The 15,790-nt window shown below is 66.3% G+C and carries 14 protein-coding genes and 1 tRNA gene; 9 read left to right on the forward strand and 6 right to left on the reverse strand.

Translation table 11 applies throughout. From position 1 onward, the window contains the following. Nucleotides 1-14 precede the first annotated feature (14 nt). The 3 genes from MUK72_RS10360 to MUK72_RS10370 form a co-directional block, all read right to left on the reverse strand. Complete coding sequence (locus MUK72_RS10360) at nt 15-608, reverse strand: DUF8052 family protein (protein ID WP_244699917.1); 594 nt, start codon at nt 606-608, stop codon at nt 15-17. A gap of 83 nt (nt 609-691) precedes the next feature. Continuing rightward, nucleotides 692-2,257 (reverse strand): succinic semialdehyde dehydrogenase, encoded by a 1,566-nt coding sequence (locus MUK72_RS10365; RefSeq protein WP_244699931.1) that lies wholly within the window; start codon nt 2,255-2,257, stop codon nt 692-694. Between the two features lie 57 nt (nt 2,258-2,314). Continuing rightward, nucleotides 2,315-3,112, reverse strand: coding sequence for an RIO1 family regulatory kinase/ATPase domain-containing protein (locus tag MUK72_RS10370; RefSeq protein ID WP_244699934.1), 798 nt, complete (start codon nt 3,110-3,112; stop codon nt 2,315-2,317). 100 nt (nt 3,113-3,212) lie between these two features. Here MUK72_RS10370 and MUK72_RS10375 point away from each other — a divergent pair, with 100 nt between their 5' ends. Then, on the forward strand, nt 3,213-4,352 hold the full coding sequence (locus tag MUK72_RS10375; protein ID WP_004052058.1) for an acyl-CoA dehydrogenase family protein: 1,140 nt from the start codon (nt 3,213-3,215) through the stop codon (nt 4,350-4,352). A gap of 1 nt (nt 4,353) precedes the next feature. On the opposite strand, the gene MUK72_RS10380 is transcribed toward MUK72_RS10375, so the two are convergent. Beyond that, nucleotides 4,354-4,875 (reverse strand): GNAT family N-acetyltransferase, encoded by a 522-nt coding sequence (locus MUK72_RS10380; RefSeq protein ID WP_244699937.1) that lies wholly within the window; start codon nt 4,873-4,875, stop codon nt 4,354-4,356. 113 nt (nt 4,876-4,988) lie between these two features. Here MUK72_RS10380 and MUK72_RS10385 point away from each other — a divergent pair, with 113 nt between their 5' ends. Next, nucleotides 4,989-5,963: an NAD-dependent epimerase/dehydratase family protein gene (locus MUK72_RS10385; RefSeq protein ID WP_244699940.1), complete on the forward strand. Its 975-nt coding sequence runs from the start codon at nt 4,989-4,991 to the stop codon at nt 5,961-5,963. Between the two features lie 44 nt (nt 5,964-6,007). Beyond that, nucleotides 6,008-7,075: an NAD(P)-dependent glycerol-1-phosphate dehydrogenase gene (locus MUK72_RS10390; RefSeq protein ID WP_244699957.1), complete on the forward strand. Its 1,068-nt coding sequence runs from the start codon at nt 6,008-6,010 to the stop codon at nt 7,073-7,075. A 19-nt stretch (nt 7,076-7,094) separates the two neighbouring features. Here MUK72_RS10390 and MUK72_RS10395 read toward each other — a convergent pair whose 3' ends face one another. Next, nucleotides 7,095-9,056, reverse strand: coding sequence for an AMP-dependent synthetase/ligase (locus tag MUK72_RS10395; protein WP_244699960.1), 1,962 nt, complete (start codon nt 9,054-9,056; stop codon nt 7,095-7,097). Between the two features lie 604 nt (nt 9,057-9,660). Between MUK72_RS10395 and MUK72_RS10400 the strand changes: the two genes are divergently transcribed. From MUK72_RS10400 to MUK72_RS10410, 3 genes are all read left to right on the forward strand, one after another. Beyond that, nucleotides 9,661-10,245, forward strand: a complete 585-nt coding sequence (locus tag MUK72_RS10400) for a 2Fe-2S iron-sulfur cluster-binding protein (RefSeq protein ID WP_244699963.1) — start codon at nt 9,661-9,663, stop codon at nt 10,243-10,245. A 44-nt stretch (nt 10,246-10,289) separates the two neighbouring features. Further along, a tRNA-Arg gene (locus MUK72_RS10405) sits at nt 10,290-10,362 on the forward strand. 78 nt (nt 10,363-10,440) lie between these two features. Next, the gene (locus MUK72_RS10410) at nt 10,441-11,040 is read left to right on the forward strand and encodes a TetR/AcrR family transcriptional regulator (RefSeq protein ID WP_244699966.1); all 600 of its coding nucleotides are present in this window, start codon (nt 10,441-10,443) and stop codon (nt 11,038-11,040) included. Nucleotides 11,041-11,209: 169 nt separating this feature from the next. Here the strand turns inward: MUK72_RS10410 and MUK72_RS10415 are convergent, their stop codons facing one another. Continuing rightward, nucleotides 11,210-12,409, reverse strand: coding sequence for a hypothetical protein (locus MUK72_RS10415; protein WP_244699968.1), 1,200 nt, complete (start codon nt 12,407-12,409; stop codon nt 11,210-11,212). A gap of 188 nt (nt 12,410-12,597) precedes the next feature. Between MUK72_RS10415 and MUK72_RS10420 the strand changes: the two genes are divergently transcribed. The 3 genes from MUK72_RS10420 (at nt 12,598) to MUK72_RS10430 (ending at nt 15,749) form a co-directional block, all read left to right on the forward strand. Beyond that, on the forward strand, nt 12,598-13,761 hold the full coding sequence (locus MUK72_RS10420) for an enolase C-terminal domain-like protein (RefSeq protein ID WP_244699982.1): 1,164 nt from the start codon (nt 12,598-12,600) through the stop codon (nt 13,759-13,761). Nucleotides 13,762-14,054: 293 nt separating this feature from the next. Next, nucleotides 14,055-14,915 (forward strand): MBL fold metallo-hydrolase, encoded by an 861-nt coding sequence (locus MUK72_RS10425; RefSeq protein ID WP_244699985.1) that lies wholly within the window; start codon nt 14,055-14,057, stop codon nt 14,913-14,915. A gap of 42 nt (nt 14,916-14,957) precedes the next feature. After that, complete coding sequence (locus MUK72_RS10430; RefSeq protein WP_244699988.1) at nt 14,958-15,749, forward strand: SDR family NAD(P)-dependent oxidoreductase; 792 nt, start codon at nt 14,958-14,960, stop codon at nt 15,747-15,749. Nucleotides 15,750-15,790: the final 41 nt, after the last annotated feature.

A 15,790-nucleotide genomic window follows, 5' to 3' on the forward strand; every position in this document is an offset into this window, starting at 1 on the left:
TCGACTCGTCTTCGTTATCGATCGGCTCGGTCGAAGATCGTGTCCGCGAGCCGGCCGAAGAGACCACGATCGCGTTCGACGGGCGGTGTCCACGTCCGAAACGCCGCGGCGACGTCGGCCTTTTCGCTCGCGACGAGTTCCTCGGAGGGTGGAGCAGCGACGACGAGGTTTACCTCGTAGTGGCCGTAGTAGCCGTATTTGAGCAGCGTTCGGTCGCGGAACCCCTCGACGCGGTCGGCCACCGCTTCCGGGATCGTCGGGGCGACGAAGACGAACGTGAGGTCGGTGCTGTAGTGGCGTTCGTCAGCCTCGATCCAGTCGTCCGCGAGAGTATGTCCGAGATCGATCGCCGTGTCGAGGGTTTCGGTGTCGATCGCGTCGACCCGGCGGACGAAGAGGTGTTCGTCCGAGTCGTGTCGGGCATAGGAGACCGTCGGATGGAGGAAATACTTCTCGCGTTCGAGCGTGAGCCAGCCGTACAGCGTCCACGTCGTGTCCTCGATCGACCGATCGCGTTCGAGGTCGTAGGAGTTTTCGAGCCGTTCTGCGACCGTATCGAGGTAGTCTCCCTGGACGGGTCGGGACGGTTCGGTGTCGGCATCAGCCATCGGATGCGTGTAGCCGTGTTCCGGGGTTGCGCGTTTCGCTTCTCTTCGGGCTCCGCGACGAGCCGGTGGGTCGATGGATCCGGCTATCGAAGCCCGGGAATCCGCTTCAGCACGCGCATCGCGGCCGTCATCCCCGCGGTGTAGAGCTCCTCGGGAACGCCGGATGGGGCGGCGATCGGTGCGATACGCTGTTCGGCCACCGTCTGTGCATCGGTGTATTTGCGAATCCCCTCGCGGCCGTGTCGTCGGCCGAGCCCCGACTCCTTCATCCCGCCCATCGGCGCGTCGGTCGAGGCCCACGTCGCCACGTAGCCCTCGTTGATGTTGACGGTGCCACACTCGATCCGGCGAGCGACGGCGTGGCCCAGGTCGGAATCCTCGGTCCAGACGCTCGCGTTCAGCCCGCGATCGGAGTCGTTCGCCAGCTCGATGGCCTCCCCCACGTCGTCGAACTCGTGGATGGCGACGACGGGGCCGAAGGTCTCCTCGCTCGCTACGGTCATCTCGTCGGTGACGTCGGTCAGCACCGTCGGTTCGTAGAAATACGGGCCGACGTCGGGCCGCGCCTCGCCACCCGTGAGCACCGTCGCCCCCTTCTCACGGGCGTCTTCGACGTGCGATTCGACCTTCTCCAGCTGGTCGGCCGAAGCCAGCGAACCGACGTCGGCGTCGTAGTCGAGGCTCGTTCCGAGTTCGAGCTCGTCGACCGCGTCGACGAACCGCCGCTCGAACGCCTCGCGGACGCCCGACTGGACGTAGAACCGTTCGAGCGAGATGCAGAGCTGGCCGGCGTTGGTGAACGCGCCACGGATGGCACCCTCGACGGTTTTCCCGAGGTCGGCGTCGTCGAACACGAGGAGCGGGTTCTTCCCGCCGAGCTCCATCGAGCAGTCGGTGAGGTTCGCACCGGCCTGTTCGGCCACCGTCCTCCCCGTCTCGGTGCTACCGGTGAACATCAGATAGTCCGACTGTTCGATGAGCGGCGTGCCGATCTCCGAGCCACGGCCGGTGACGATCTGGAAAACGTCGTCGGGGAGGCCGGCCTCGCGGAGCAACGAGACGGCACGCAGTGCGGTGAACGGTGTCTCCTTCGCGGGTTTGAGCACGACCGAATTGCCGGCGAGCAGCGCCGGGATCGCGTCCGAGACCGCGAGCGTGAGGGGGTAGTTCCACGGCGAGATGATCCCGACGACGCCCTTCGGATGGTGGTGTTCGACGGTCTTCGTCAGCAACGGGATCGCGCCCGCACGCCGACGTGACTGGATGTGTTCGTCGCCATGGTAGGCGTAGTAGCGGCTCGTGATGGCGATATCGAGCAGCTCCTCGTAGGCTGCGCGCCGGCTCTTGCCGCTCTCGCGCTGGACGAGATCGAGCAGTTCTTCCTGTTCATCGAGCACGAGATCGTGATACCGATCGATGATAGCTGCGCGCTCGTCGAACGAGCGGTCGGCCCAGGACGCCTGTGCGTCGGCGGCGCGTTCGGTGGCCGCACGCACGTCCGCCGCGGTGTGGGCAGGCACCGTGCCGAGTTCGTCGCCGGTGTCGGGCGCTTCGACGGCGATCGACTCGCGATTCCCTGGATCACTCGGAAGCTGGCCGAGCAGGTCGGCGAACTCGCCCGGCGGTCGCCGTGTCGTGGTCTCTGCCATACCCCTTTCAGGGGCGGCGCTCGGGTATAGCTGTTCCCGGTCATGACCGGGACGGGACTACGCCGCACGCTTTTCGATCTCGGCACGGAGAACGGCGGCGTCGAAATCGTGATCGGGGCGCACGCCGACGAAATCGACGAACTCGCGGGCGGCGAGCAGCTCCTCGATACTGTACTGCTCGCTGGCGACATCGACCGCCGCCCGCCCGCCGAGAGTCGGTTCGAGCACCGCGAGCGCACACGCGAGATCGTACGACCGCGCGTCGACGGTGGCGTCCTCGCGCACGCTCGTCGCATCGATAAAGTATAGTTCGCCGTCGGCGACGAGGACGTTTTCGGCCTGGAGGTCGCCGTGGCCGAACCCCGCCGCGTGCATCCGCGCGAGCGACGCGACGAGGTCCGGCGCGATCGCCGCCGTCTCCGCCGGCGAGAGCTCCGCGAGCGTCCGGAACGCGGGCAGATATTCGAGGACGACCACGCCGAGATCGCCGTGCCCGAACGCCTCGATCGGCTCGGGCGCGTTGACGCCGATCTCGCGGATGCGGCGGGTGGCGGCGAGTTCGTGTTCGGCCATCTCCAGGGGGCTGTCGAGGCGCTCGAAGAAACCCTCGGTGCCGCTCGAAAACATCCCGAGGTTTCGCCCGGCGGTGAACAGCGCGTGGACCAGCGCGTTCTGTGGGCTGATGATCTTGACGAACCAGCGATCGTCGACGACGCAGGGCGTCGAGAGCCAGTTGTTGCCGTCGAGGAAGTTCACGCGGACGGTCGACTGCCCGTACCGGGCTGCGACCTCTCGACAGACGGCTTCGAGGCGCGGCCATTCGACGTGACCGCGGACGAATCGGCGGACTGCCACGGCCGAATTCGGACACGGGCGCGTAAAACCCCCGCGTCCGGCGACCGATCGACAATGATCGTTGCCGAGGGTTTTATCCTCCAGCCATCGTAGTGGCGGTATGAATTTCGATCTGCCCGACGAGCACCGGATGATGCGCGATACGGTCCGGGAGTTCTGCGAGGAGGAGATCAGCCCGCTCGCCCAGGAGATCGAGGACGAACACCGCTTCCCCGCCGAGGTGTTCGACGAGCTGGGAGCACTCGACGTGATGGGCGTCCCGATCAGCGAGGAGTACGGGGGACTCGGCGGCGATCAGCTCATGTACTCGCTCGTCACCGAGGAGCTCGGGCGCGTCTCGGGATCGATCGGACTCTCCTACGCCGCCCACGTCTCGCTGGCGTCGAAACCGCTCGAACTGTTCGGCACACACGAACAGAAGGAGAAGTGGCTTCGCCCGCTGGCCGAGGGCGAACGGATGGGTGGCTGGGCGCTCACCGAACCCAGCAGCGGTAGCGACGCCAGCGACATGGACACCCGCGCGGAGAGAGACGGTGACGAGTACGTCCTCAACGGCACCAAGCAGTTCATCACGAACGCGAGCGAGGCCGGTTCCGTGCTCGTCAAAGCCGTCACCGATCCCGAGGCGGGCTACGGCGGGATCTCGACGTTCATCGTCGATCCTGACGACGACGGGTTCGAAGTCACGACGATCTGGGACAAGATGGGGCTCAACGCCTCGCCGACGTGCGAGATCCAGCTCGACGACGTCCGACTCCCCGAGGACCGCCTCCTGGGGGCGGAGGGTGAGGGCTGGGAGCAGACGAAGAAAACGCTCGACGGCGGGCGCATCTCGATCGCGGCGCTCTCGGTCGGGCTGGCACAGGGTGCCTACGAGGCCGCGAAATCGTACGCCACCGAGCGCGAGCAGTTCGATCAACCGATCTCCGAGTTCGATGCCGTGCGGAACACGATCGTCGACATGGACCGGAAGATCGAGCGCGCACGCCTCCTCACGCGAAAGGCCGCAACGACCTACGACGCCGGCGGTGACGTCGGCCGTCTGAGCGCGCTGGCGAAACTCGACGCGAGCGAGATCAGCCGTGAAGTCGCCGAGGACGCCGTCCAGGTGCTCGGTGGCTACGGCTACACGACCGACTTCGCGCCACAGCGGTTCTATCGCGACGCCAAACTGATGGAGATCGGCGAGGGAACATCGGAGATCCAACATCTCGTCATCGGGCGCGAACTCGGGCTCTGACTCACTCGTACTCGTCGGCCAGCAGGCCGTAGCGATGGACGTCGACGAACTCGCCGTCGACGAACGCCTCCTCTCTGAAGACACCCTCCTCGGCGAAGCCGACCTTTTCGAGCACGCGCCGCGAGCCCGCGTTGAAGGCGAAGGCGTGGGCGACGATCTTGTTGCGGCGGCGCTGGTCGAAGCCGTATTCGACGAGCAAGTCGGTCGCTTCGGTCGCATAGCCCTCACCCCACGCGTCGGGCGTCAGCCAGTAGCCGACCTCCGCACAGCCCCACGTCTCCATGACGTCCGAAAGGCCGATCGTCCCGATCGGGTTGCCGTCGACACAGACGAGCAGCGAGACACCGTCCTCGTTGGCGTTCTCGATCCACTCCTCCTCGTCGCTCTCGCTCGCCGGCCCGATCGATCCGATCGGGCGACGCACCCGTGGGTCGTTCATGTTGCGCTGGAGGAACGCGACGTCCTCCTCCGCGGGCGTTCTGAGCGCGATCGCCTCACCGTCGAGGAACACCGGTCCGGGCATACCCGACACATTTCGCCCGACAGTATCAGTGTTCCGTGCTCCCCCGACCCTGACAAACGAGCGGGTAGCGCCGATTCCCGACGACTTTTGTCCCGGCCACGAGTGGCTTCGGCATGAACGCACTCGTCATCGGCGGCACGCGGTTCATCGGCCGCCACACCGTCACCGAACTGCTCGACAGCGGGTACGCGGTCACGGTGTTCAATCGCGGCAACCACGACGATCCATTCGAGGAGCGCGTCGAACACGTCGAAGGCGACCGCACCGAGAGGGCTGCTCTCGAACGCGCCGCCGAGCGCGATCCCGACGTCATCATCGACTGCGTGGCCTACCATCCCGACGAGGTCCGGACGGCGATCGAACTGTTCGACGACAGCCGCTACGTCGTGATATCCAGCGGCGCGGCCTACGGGAGCGAGGAGATCCCCAAACGCGAGGGCGAGACCGCACTCCACGACTGTACCGCCGAGCAGGCGACCGACGACTCACAGGAGACCTACGGCCCGCGAAAGGCCGAAATTGACCGCGTCGTGAGCGACGCCGCTGCCGACGGTGCGGAGGCGATGAGCGTACGCCCGCCGGTGGTCTACGGTCCGCACGACTACACCGAACGGTTCGACTACTGGCTCGATCGGGTCGATAACCACGACCGCATGCTGGTGCCCGGCGACGGCGACTGCCTGCGCCACCTCGTCTTCGTCGAGGACGTGGCCCGCGCGCTGCGGGTCGTCGCCGAGGAGGGCACCCCCGGTGCGGCGTACAACGTCGGCGACCGCCGGTTGCCGATCCTCTCGGAGTGGATCGAGCTCGCGGCCGACGCGCTCGACACCGAGGTGGATATCGTGACCGCGAACGAGCGCGAACTCGCTGCCGCCGATCTGGCGCTCGACGACTTCCCGCTGTATCGCTCGTACCCGCACGTGCTCGACACCCACCGGCTCTCGGCGCTCGGCTGGGAGGCGACACCGATCGAGGAAGCGCTCGCACGTACGGTCGACGAGCACCGCGCGAGCGACCGCACCGGCCGCGAGAACGGCCCCGACCGCGGGGCCGAAGAGCGCGTGCTCTCGGTTCTCGACACGCTCTGAGACTGGAGGGAAAGCGGTTTGCCGACCCGGCGGCGAGAGGGGGCATGTTCGACAAGACCACGTGGATCCGCCTGCCGCGCAACGTCGTGGTCGGCCACGGCGTGCTCCCGCAGACGACCGAGGCCATCGCCGAACTCCACTTGGCCGGCGATCCCCTCGTCGTGACCAGTCCGACGGCCCGCGAAGTCGCCGGCGAGCGCGTCGTCGACGATTTCGTCGCGAACGGGATGGAGCCGGCGACGGTCGTCGTCGAGCAGGCGAGTTTCGAGGCCGTCGAGCGCGTCATCGAGACCGCCCGCGCCGAGGAGGCGGGCTTTCTCGTCGGCGTCGGCGGCGGCAAACCGATCGACATCGCGAAGATGGCGAGCGATTCGCTCGACATGGGGTTCGTCTCGGTGCCGACGGCCGCGAGCCACGACGGCATCGTCTCCGGGCGCGGGTCGGTCCCCGAGGGCGACTCGCGCCACAGCGTGGCTGCCGAGCCGCCCCTCGCCGTCGTCGCCGACACCGAGATCATCGCCGACGCGCCCTGGGAGCTCACCACCGCCGGCTGTGCCGACATCATCTCGAACTACACGGCCGTGCGCGACTGGCAGCTCGCCCACCGTCTCCAGAACGTCGAATACTCCGAGTATGCTGGCGCACTGAGCCAGATGACCGCCGAGATGCTCGTCGACAACGCCGGCTCGATCAAGCAAGGGTTAGAGGAATCGGCCTGGGTCGTCGTCAAGGCGCTCGTTTCCTCCGGGGTGGCGATGTCGATCGCCGGCTCCTCGCGGCCGGCCAGCGGGGCCGAACATCTCTTCAGCCACCAGCTCGACCGCATCGCCCCCGGCACGGCGCTGCACGGTCATCAGGTGGGTGTGGGCTCGATCCTGACGGAGTACCTCCACAGCGGCGAGGCGGGCAGATGGACGAACATCCGCGACGCGCTCGCCGGCCTCGGCGCGCCGACGACCGCCGCCGAGCTCGGCATCAACGACGCGGCGATCATCGAGGCACTCACGAGCGCCCACGAGATCCGCGATCGGTACACGATCCTCGGCAACGGGATGAACGAGAGCGCCGCCCGCGAGGTCGCCACGGCGACGGGCGTTATCGGCCGAGCGTAGCGACGTCCCTGCGGGATCGCTAATCGTCGGCCGCCGGCTGCTTCGTGGCGTAGATGCGGTCGATCTGGTCGGCGAAGCGGTCTCGGATATTGCGGCGCTTTTTCTTCAGCGATGGCGTGAGCAGGTCGTTTTCGGGCGTCCACGCGGTCGGGACGAGCTCGAAGCGCTTGATCTGCTCGTGGGGTTCGAGCTCCTCGTTGACGTTCTCGACGTGTGCATCGACCCATTCGCGGGCGTTCTCGTCGCGACAGAGCGCCGCGCGCTCGCTCGGCAGTTCGATGTTCTTCCGGGCGGCCCACGCGCGCAGTCCCTCGAAGTTCGGGACCACCAAGGCGCTCACGAACTTCTCGTCGTCGCCGAGCACCATCGCCTGCTCGACCCGCTCGGAGGTGGCGAAGGAGTCCTCGATCGGCCCGGGCGCGACGTTCTTGCCCGTGGTGAGCACCAGGAGCTGTTTCAGCCGTTCGTGATAGACGAAATAGCCGTCCCCATCGCGCTCGACGATGTCGCCGGTCCGCAGCCAGCCGTCGTCCTCGAAGGCGGCGTCGGTCTCTTCGGGGTTCTCCCAGTACCCATCAGTAACGTTCGGCCCGCGGACGAGCAGTTCGCCGACCGTGCCGTCGCGGTCGTACTGGTCCGCCGGCAGGACCGACGCGTCGAGTTTCGTCTCGACGCCGGTGAGCGCCGGGCCGAGCGTTCCGGGTTTCGGTGCCTCGGGTGGGTTGACCGAGACGACGGGCGCAGCCTCGGTGAGCCCGTAGCCCTCGTAGATGGGGAGCCCCATCCCGTCGAACAGTCTGGCGAGCTCCGGCGAGAGACTGCCGCCGCCGCTGATGAAGAACTCGATGTTGCCACCCATCGCCTCCTTCACGGTGCTGTAGACGAGGCGATCGGCGAGCGCGCGCTCGACGCGAAGCGTCCGGCCCGGGTCGTCCTGGCGACTGGTGCGCTTTGCCGCCGCGACCGCGCGATCGAAGACCCGGCGTTTGATCGCCGAGTCGGCGTCCTCGCGCATCGAGTCGAAGATGCGTTCGTAGATGCGCGGGACGCTGGTTGCCGTCGTCGGCTGGACGGTTTGAATGTCCTCGGCCACCGTGTCGGCGCTCTCGGCGTAGGCGACGGTCGCACCGCTCGCGAACAGGAAGAAGTGGCCAGCGAGGCGCTCGAAGACATGTGCGAGCGGGAGAAAGGAGAGCGCGACCGTCTCGCGGCCCACTGAAGGCAGGTCCGAAGCCTTGTCGGGGCGGTCGCCGAAGCGCTTTCTGAGCTGGTTGATGTTCGCACGGAAGTTTCGATGGGTCATCCTGACGCCCTTGGGCTTGCCCGTTGTGCCGGAGGTGTAGATGAGGCTCGCCAGATCGTCGGAGGTGCGCTCGCTCAGCCAGCGCTCGTAAGCCGCGCGGTCGAAGGCCTGCTCGCCGCGCTCGTAGATATCGGCGAGCGTGAAGACGTCGTCACGATCGGTCGAAACGTCGTCCAGCACGACGACGAATTCGAGATCGAGTGCGTCCTCGACATCGAGCACGCGCTCCAATCGGTCGCGATCGTCGACGATCACTCCCGTGGCTCCGGGATCGTCGAGGAGATACTCGACCTGTCGCGGCGAGGACTCCTTGTATATCGTCGTGACGACAGCGCCAGCGGCCAGCAGGGCGAAATCGGCCTGTGCCCACTCCATGCGCGACGCGGAGAAGATCCCGATTCTGTCGTCGCTCTCGACGCCGAGATCGCGGAAACCAGCTGCGAGCGAGCGGACGATCGACTGAAGCTCCTCGTAGCTGAGCGTTACGTACTCGCCGGCGTCGGCGCGTCTGATGACGGTACCGGCGAGCGAGCGCTCGTGGACGCCGCCTTTGTATCGCTGGGCCGGTCGGTCGGCGTTGCGGGTCGCGCTCCGCTCGAACAGTCGCGGGATGGTGTCGGTGCCGATGACTTCGTCGGTGTGGTCGCGCTCGGCCGCGCGCCAATCCCCGTCGGTCATGGTCGTCGATGTCACGCAGCGACCATAGCTGTTGGCCCGGACACAGGCGGTGGGATTTGACGACGATGGTGGCAGCCCCACGGCCGCGTGGCGGTGGCGGTGCGGCCGCCGGATGGCTGCGGTGCGGTCGCGGCGGTAGCGGTGCCTGGCGGATGAAGGGCGAGGGGCGCGAACGACCGGAGGGAGTGAGTAGCGAACGGAGTGAGCGCGCCCCGAGGGCTTCGGCGGAAGCGGTGCTGCGCGGAGCGGTAGCTGTGGCGAGAGTCAGTAACCGTACCGCGAGCGACCAGCGGGAGCGAGCGGGCCGAGGAGTGACCGAAGCGAGGCGCGAAGCGTGGTTCGAGACGGCGAAGCCGTCTCGTCATCTCGGAAGACCTGCGGTCTTCCGATGACTCTTCGAAGTGCCTTCGGCACTTCGAGATCACGAGAGACGCTTTGCGCCTCTCGAACGACCTCGAATGTCGAGCGGCGAAGCCGCGAGACGAGGGAGCGACGAGGCTTTTGGTCCAGATTTTGCCAGTGAGTGAGCGAAGCGAACGAGCGCAGCAAAAGGTGGGGTGCGGGGAATCAATAGGTAGTTAAACCGCCCTTCCATACGCCGGACATGGTCGAGGCATTCGGGCTGTCGATAGGCGTTCTGCTGGTGCTGATGACGGTGGTGTTGCATCTCTCCTCGGGCACCGAGCGCCCCATCCCTGACGACGTCTCGCAGTCGGTTCTCGAACGGCGTGCCGAGAGCGTTCCGGAGACGAACTTCCCCGAGCCGATGAACCGATCGATCGGTGGCGGTGGGGCCCCGGCCGGAGCGATCGGTGGCGAGGGCGGTGCCGAAGGTGAACTCGCCGAGGGCGAAGAGAGCGAGGAATCCGAAAGTCCGGCCGCCATCCCGGACGACGAGGCCGAGGTGTACGAGATCGAGTACGAGAAGGAAGGCGAGACGCTCGACGTGCCCGAAAACCAGACGCTGCTCGAAGCCGGCGAGGAGCAGGGCTGGGATCTTCCCTACGCCTGCCGTGAAGGCCAGTGTCTCTCCTGTGGCGGGCACGTCGCCGACGGCCCCTCCGAGGACTATCTCACCCACGATGGCCAGGAGATGCTCAGCGAGGACGAAGTCGGCGACGGCTACACGCTGACCTGTGTCGCCTACCCGACGGCCGATATGACGCTCGAAACGAACGAGACGCCCTGAGCTATCACAACGCCTAAACCACCGACCTCCCTCTCCTGTTCTGTGGGCGCGTAGCTCAGTGGATAGAGTTCTTGGTTCCGGACCAAGACGTCGCGGGTTCAAATCCCGTCGCGCCCGTGCACGAGGACCGAAGCGACGAGCGAACCGACACGCGGAGCGATGCGTTTTTCCATCTTGACTGAATAGTTAGTTACCATGAGTGCGGACACCGCCCGCAACGAGACACAGATCGAGATCATGGAGGCGACGTATCGAGCCCTCTGTGAGCACGGCTACGCCGACCTCACGATCCAGGCGATCGCCGACGAGTTCGACAAGAGCAAATCGCTGCTCTACTACCACTACGACACGAAAGACGAGATCCTCATCGCGTTTCTCTCGTATCTGCTCGACCAGTTCTCCATCGAGGACGCGATCGATAGAGACGAGAGCCCGGACGAACAGCTGTGGACACTCGTCGACGAATTCCTTCCGGAGTCGCCGCCGGACGAACATCGGGAGTTTCAGCTCGCGCTGTTCGAGCTTCGCTCGCGGGCGCTCTCGAAGGCGGCCTACCGCGAGCAGTTCACCCGCGTCGACCGGCTCATCCACGATGCGTTCGTCGACGTGCTCGCCGCCGGTGTCGACGACGGGAGCTTCCGCGAGATCGGTGTCGAGGAGACGGCCACGCTGCTGGTGTCGACGGTCACCGGCGCGATGCTGCGCCGCGTGACGACCGACGACGACGTCACCGCCGCCCGCGAGGCTGTCGTCGATCTCGTCGAGTCACGGCTCATCGCCGATGGGGACGACTGACCGATCGAGGGCGGGCGACACAATCACGTCTTCATCGCTCGGGCGCAGGCCCTGCTCGTTACTACAGTCGAGTTACTCGTCGTGAGCCAGTGCTGGTTCATCTGGATGGATAGCCGCTGCGTCGTCAGTAGCAGCCGAACTGCTCGATAGAGACAGTATCGTCCGTGAGTTACGCGGGCGCGGTCGCAGGTTCGGGCTGGGGTTCGTCGGGCCGGTCGGTGGCGCGGACGAGCAGCCCCGTCAGGACGGCCACGCTCGCGACGAAAAACAGCGAACCGATCGACGAGGAGGGATCGCCGAACAGCAGATAGATCGGCGCGCCGGCCGACGGCCCGAGCGTGACGACGGCGATCTGTGAGAGCGCTGGCCCACAGCAACAGCACGCCTGCGGGGCGGCGATGCCGGCGATCCCTGCACTCGTCTGGGAGGTCCCGCTCCCGGACTGGAAGGCAAAGAGCGCCGCGTTCAGCCCGATGAGCGTGCCGAACAGGGTGACGAGGAGCACCGTCCCGACCGAGATCACCCCGCCGATCGGCACGGTGGGATACCAGAACTCGACGGCCGGCCACATCACCAGCGGGTCGGCCACCGGCAGCACGGAGACGATCTGCTCCGAGAGCGACACGCCGGTGCCGTCGTCGGGAATCAGATAGAGCATGCCCGACGAGAACGCGAAGAAGAGCACCGAGAGCGCGCCGACGGCGACCCCGAACCGACGGGCTGTCCGGTCGGCGAGGAGCCGGCGAATCAGGCCGCCGGCGTCCCGATAGAGGACGTAGCCGAGCCCGATGACGAGGCCGAGAACGATGAGATAGCCCAGCGAGTTCGTCTCGGTATAGAGCCCGAGCGCGGAGAGTCCTGGATAGGCGACCCACATCCCGAGGAGCACGCCGAGGCCGGCGAATCGGGGTCGTCGGGACCAACGGAACTGACCGACGAGAACGCTCGCGAGCATGATGCCCGCACCCACGAACAGCATCAGTGGGGCGTGGATCGCCCGCGGAACGATCGGCTGGGCGGTCAGCCACTCGTAGGGCGAGAGCTGGACGATCCAGATCGCGCCGAATATCCCCACCACGAGACCGACGATGGTTCCCTGGAGGCGGTAACGGGCCGCTGCCGGCCGCAGACGATGCAGATACTGGCTGGTGACGACGATCCCGAGACCGACGACGAGCGGGACGAGCCCGAACCACTGTTCGAGTCTGAACCCGTTGACCGTGACGGTTCCGCCGTGGGCGGAGGCGACCGGCATGGAGCCGAGCCCGGCAACGAGGAGGACGGCTGTGAGCATGGCGCGCCCGAGACGTCGGCTTCCGAAACGGCCGTCCGACCGATCCGTGGCGGTGCGGTCCGTGCTGGAAGTCATTGTTCTGGGGTTGTATCGTCTGCCATATACGGCCACCGGTTCGACGGACGGGCCAGCGAACGCGACGCAGACACGTGATCAACGAGGTCGACGTGATCGGGATAAGCGGCGTGATCGTGGAGCGTCGACAGCGGAAAGTGCGATGGCATCAGATGGGTTTTTCTATCACGGTTGTGTAGCGGGTCGTCATGCCGCCGAAAATCACGCGCATCGAAACGACGGAATTTAGCTACATGCTCTCCGACGTCGGCTCGGACCCGGGGTTCAACCTCGTCTACGAGCCCGGAGAGACCACCGAACGTCGGCTGTTCAGCATTCGTGTCCACACCGACGGCGATCTCACCGGCGAGTTCGTCGGCGGCAACTCGCCGGCGTTCGCCCAGTTCCACGAGGTCGCCGACTACCTGATCGGCAAGAATCCACTCCGGCGCGAGCGTCACTGGTCGGAGATGAAGCGCGCCCTCCGCAAATACGATCGCATGGGGATCGGACCGGTGGACATCGCGCTCTGGGACCTCGCGGGCAAACACTACGGCGCGTCCATCGCCGAACTGCTTGGTCAGTATCGCGAGCGCCTGCCCGCCTACGCATCGACCTATCATGCCGACGATAACGGCGGACTCAACTCGCCCGAGGCCTACGCTGACTTCGCCGAGCAGTGCCAGGAGATGGGCTACGGCGGGTTCAAAATTCACGGGTGGGGCGGTAGCGACGCTCGCCGCGACATCGATCGTGAGATCGAGACCGTCCGCGCGGTCGGCCAGCGCGTGCCCGGGATGGATCTGATGATCGACCCCGCCTGCGAGTACGAGACCTTCGGCGATGCGCTGAAGGTCGGCCGCGCGTGCGACGAACAGGAGTTCCTCTGGTACGAGGACCCCTTCCGCGACGGCGGCATCTCCCAGCACGCCCACCGAAAGCTCCGCCAGCAGCTCGATACGCCGATCCTCCAGACCGAACACGTCCGCGGGCTCGAATCGCACACCGATTTCGTCGACCGCGAGGCGACCGACTTCGTCCGTGCCGACCCCGAATACGACGCGGGCATCACCGGCGCGATGAAGATCGCCCACATGGCCGAGGGCCACGGTCTCGACGTCGAGATCCACTCACCGGGTCCGGCCCAGCGCCACTGCATGGCCGGGATGCGCAACGCGAACTACTACGAGATGGCGCTGGTCCACCCCGACTGTCAGAACACCGCCCCACCGATCTACGAGGAGTACGAGGACCAGCTCGATTCGATCGATAGCGAGGGGACCGTGCCCGTGCCTGACGGGCCGGGCCTCGGAATCGAGTACGACTGGGAGTTCATCGACGAGCACAAAACCGGCGGGCGAACCTACGAGTAGGGCGAATCGCAGACATTCCTGTTCGAAATCGGGCAACAGTTGATTCGTCCGCAGCGAATCCCGATGCAAACGAGAACCGCACCGTCCACATACCTCCCCAGCCGATTCGCTCCGCTCGCTCCCTACGGTCGCATCGCTTCGCTCATCCCTCGCACGCTGGTCCGCGCTCGGTGCTCACTTCGTTCGCACACGAGCGCGAGCGCGCGCCGACCGCAGCGAGTCACAGATAGCACGGGGTAACAGATGAGGGTTGCCCGACAGTATATTACCATCGAGGGCGAAGCCTGCGCGGTATGGTACACTCGACGTGGGGCGACTGGTTCGTACAGGACGAGATCGAGGCCGCCGACCCGGACGGGCTCGCGGTCTGGTATCTCGGTTGCAATGGCTACGTCCTCCGTACCGCCGAAACGACGATCTACCTCGACCCGTATCTCGGCGACGGATCGCCGCCGCGCACGATCCGGATGATCCCCGTGCCGATGGACCCCGCCGACGCCACGCTCTGTGACGCCGTTCTTGTCACCCACGAACACATCGACCACATGCATCCGCCCTCCCACCGCGCGCTCGTCGAGGACTGCGGCGGCGACCTCTACGCGCCCGCGGCCTCCCAGGACGCCCCGAACTACGATGGTGATGTCGAGGCTCCTCCAGCCGAGACCGTCGCGCCCGGTGACGACTTCACCGTTGGCGACCTTTCGATCCACGTCCGCGGCGCGAACGACCCCGATGCCGAGGAGCCAGTGACCTACGTCGTCGAACACGAGTCGGGCACCTTCTTCGCAGCGGGTGACTCCCGTCCGGCCGACGAGTTCGCCGACATCGCCGACGAGTTCGACATCGATCTCGGCGTACTCGCGTACGGCACCGTCGGAAATATCTTCCACACGGAGGACAGTCCGCCGGAAACCTACCCGACTGACTGGTACAACGACGGTGAGCAGGTCGTCGAGGCGGCGAACCAGCTCGACCTCGATCGACTGATGCCCGTCCACTGGGATATGTGGAAGGGCGTCGGCTCCGATCCGAAGATCATCCACGAACATGCGGCCTCCTACGAGTACCCGCGGGTCGTCGAGATCGTCTCCATCGGCGACCGCGTGGACGTTGGCGAACCGGGCGTCGTACAGCTGCAGGATCGCCGCGAGTAGCGCCGGCAGCGGATTTAAGGGGTCGACGTGCGAGCAGGGGCTATGGGAACGGCGAACTTCGATTACAGCGACGAGACCGTGATCGTCACCGGCGGCAGCGCGGGCATCGGGCGCGCCATCGCGCTCGGGTTCGGGCGTGCGGGCGCGACGGTGATCGTCGCCGACGTGCGCGAGGAGCCGAAGATGGACGGGGAGAGCGTGCCGACCCATCAACTGATTTCGGAATCGGGCAGCACCGGCGAGTACGTCGAGACGGACGTCTCGGACCCGGACGAACTCGAATCGGTCGTCGAGGCCGCCCGCGAGTTCGGCGGTGTGGACGTGATGGTGAACAACGCCGGCGTCCAGCACTCGGAGGCCTTTCTCGATGTCGACGAGGAGGACTTCGATCGGCTTCATGAGACGAACCCCAAGGGCGTGTTCTTCGGGACGCAGGCTGCCGCACGGGACATGATCGATCGCGACGAACCGGGGAGCATCGTCAACACCGCCTCGATCTCCTCGTGGGTCGCCCAGCACGGCCAGGTCCAGTACGACTCGACCAAGGGGGCGATCAAGATGATCACCAAGGGCACGGCGCTCGAACTCGCCGAGCACGACATCCGGGTGAATGCGATCGCGCCCGGACAGATCGCCACCGAGTTCACCGAGGGCTGGTCCGACGAGGCTCAGGAAGCTGCCGGCGAGGAGGGTGGGTTCATCAAACCCGTTCCGCTCGGGCGGGCCGGCCATCCCGACGACAACGCCGGTGCGGCCATGTTCCTCGCCAGCGAGAACGCTTCCTACGTCACCGGCCAGCTCCTGTTCGTCGACGGTGGCTGGACGGCGATCTGACGCCATCGATTGCACTCAGTCCGGTGTTCCACGTATTGGGG

Source organism: Halococcus dombrowskii, assembly GCF_022870485.1.
Classification (GTDB): domain Archaea; phylum Halobacteriota; class Halobacteria; order Halobacteriales; family Halococcaceae; genus Halococcus; species Halococcus morrhuae.

Excerpts from the sequence above, each read along its gene's own strand:
- MUK72_RS10360 (WP_244699917.1), bottom strand. The coding sequence starts at position 608 with ATGGCTGATGCCGACACCGAACCGTCCCGACCCGTCCAGGGAGACTAC.
- MUK72_RS10365 (WP_244699931.1), bottom strand. The coding sequence starts at position 2,257 with ATGGCAGAGACCACGACACGGCGACCGCCGGGCGAGTTCGCCGACCTG.
- MUK72_RS10375 (WP_004052058.1), top strand. The coding sequence starts at position 3,213 with ATGAATTTCGATCTGCCCGACGAGCACCGGATGATGCGCGATACGGTC.
- MUK72_RS10380 (WP_244699937.1), bottom strand. The coding sequence starts at position 4,875 with ATGCCCGGACCGGTGTTCCTCGACGGTGAGGCGATCGCGCTCAGAACG.
- MUK72_RS10385 (WP_244699940.1), top strand. The coding sequence starts at position 4,989 with ATGAACGCACTCGTCATCGGCGGCACGCGGTTCATCGGCCGCCACACC.
- MUK72_RS10390 (WP_244699957.1), top strand. The coding sequence starts at position 6,008 with ATGTTCGACAAGACCACGTGGATCCGCCTGCCGCGCAACGTCGTGGTC.
- MUK72_RS10395 (WP_244699960.1), bottom strand. The coding sequence starts at position 9,056 with ATGACCGACGGGGATTGGCGCGCGGCCGAGCGCGACCACACCGACGAA.
- MUK72_RS10400 (WP_244699963.1), top strand. The coding sequence starts at position 9,661 with ATGGTCGAGGCATTCGGGCTGTCGATAGGCGTTCTGCTGGTGCTGATG.
- MUK72_RS10410 (WP_244699966.1), top strand. The coding sequence starts at position 10,441 with ATGAGTGCGGACACCGCCCGCAACGAGACACAGATCGAGATCATGGAG.
- MUK72_RS10415 (WP_244699968.1), bottom strand. The coding sequence starts at position 12,409 with ATGACTTCCAGCACGGACCGCACCGCCACGGATCGGTCGGACGGCCGT.
- MUK72_RS10420 (WP_244699982.1), top strand. The coding sequence starts at position 12,598 with ATGCCGCCGAAAATCACGCGCATCGAAACGACGGAATTTAGCTACATG.
- MUK72_RS10425 (WP_244699985.1), top strand. The coding sequence starts at position 14,055 with ATGGTACACTCGACGTGGGGCGACTGGTTCGTACAGGACGAGATCGAG.
- MUK72_RS10430 (WP_244699988.1), top strand. The coding sequence starts at position 14,958 with ATGGGAACGGCGAACTTCGATTACAGCGACGAGACCGTGATCGTCACC.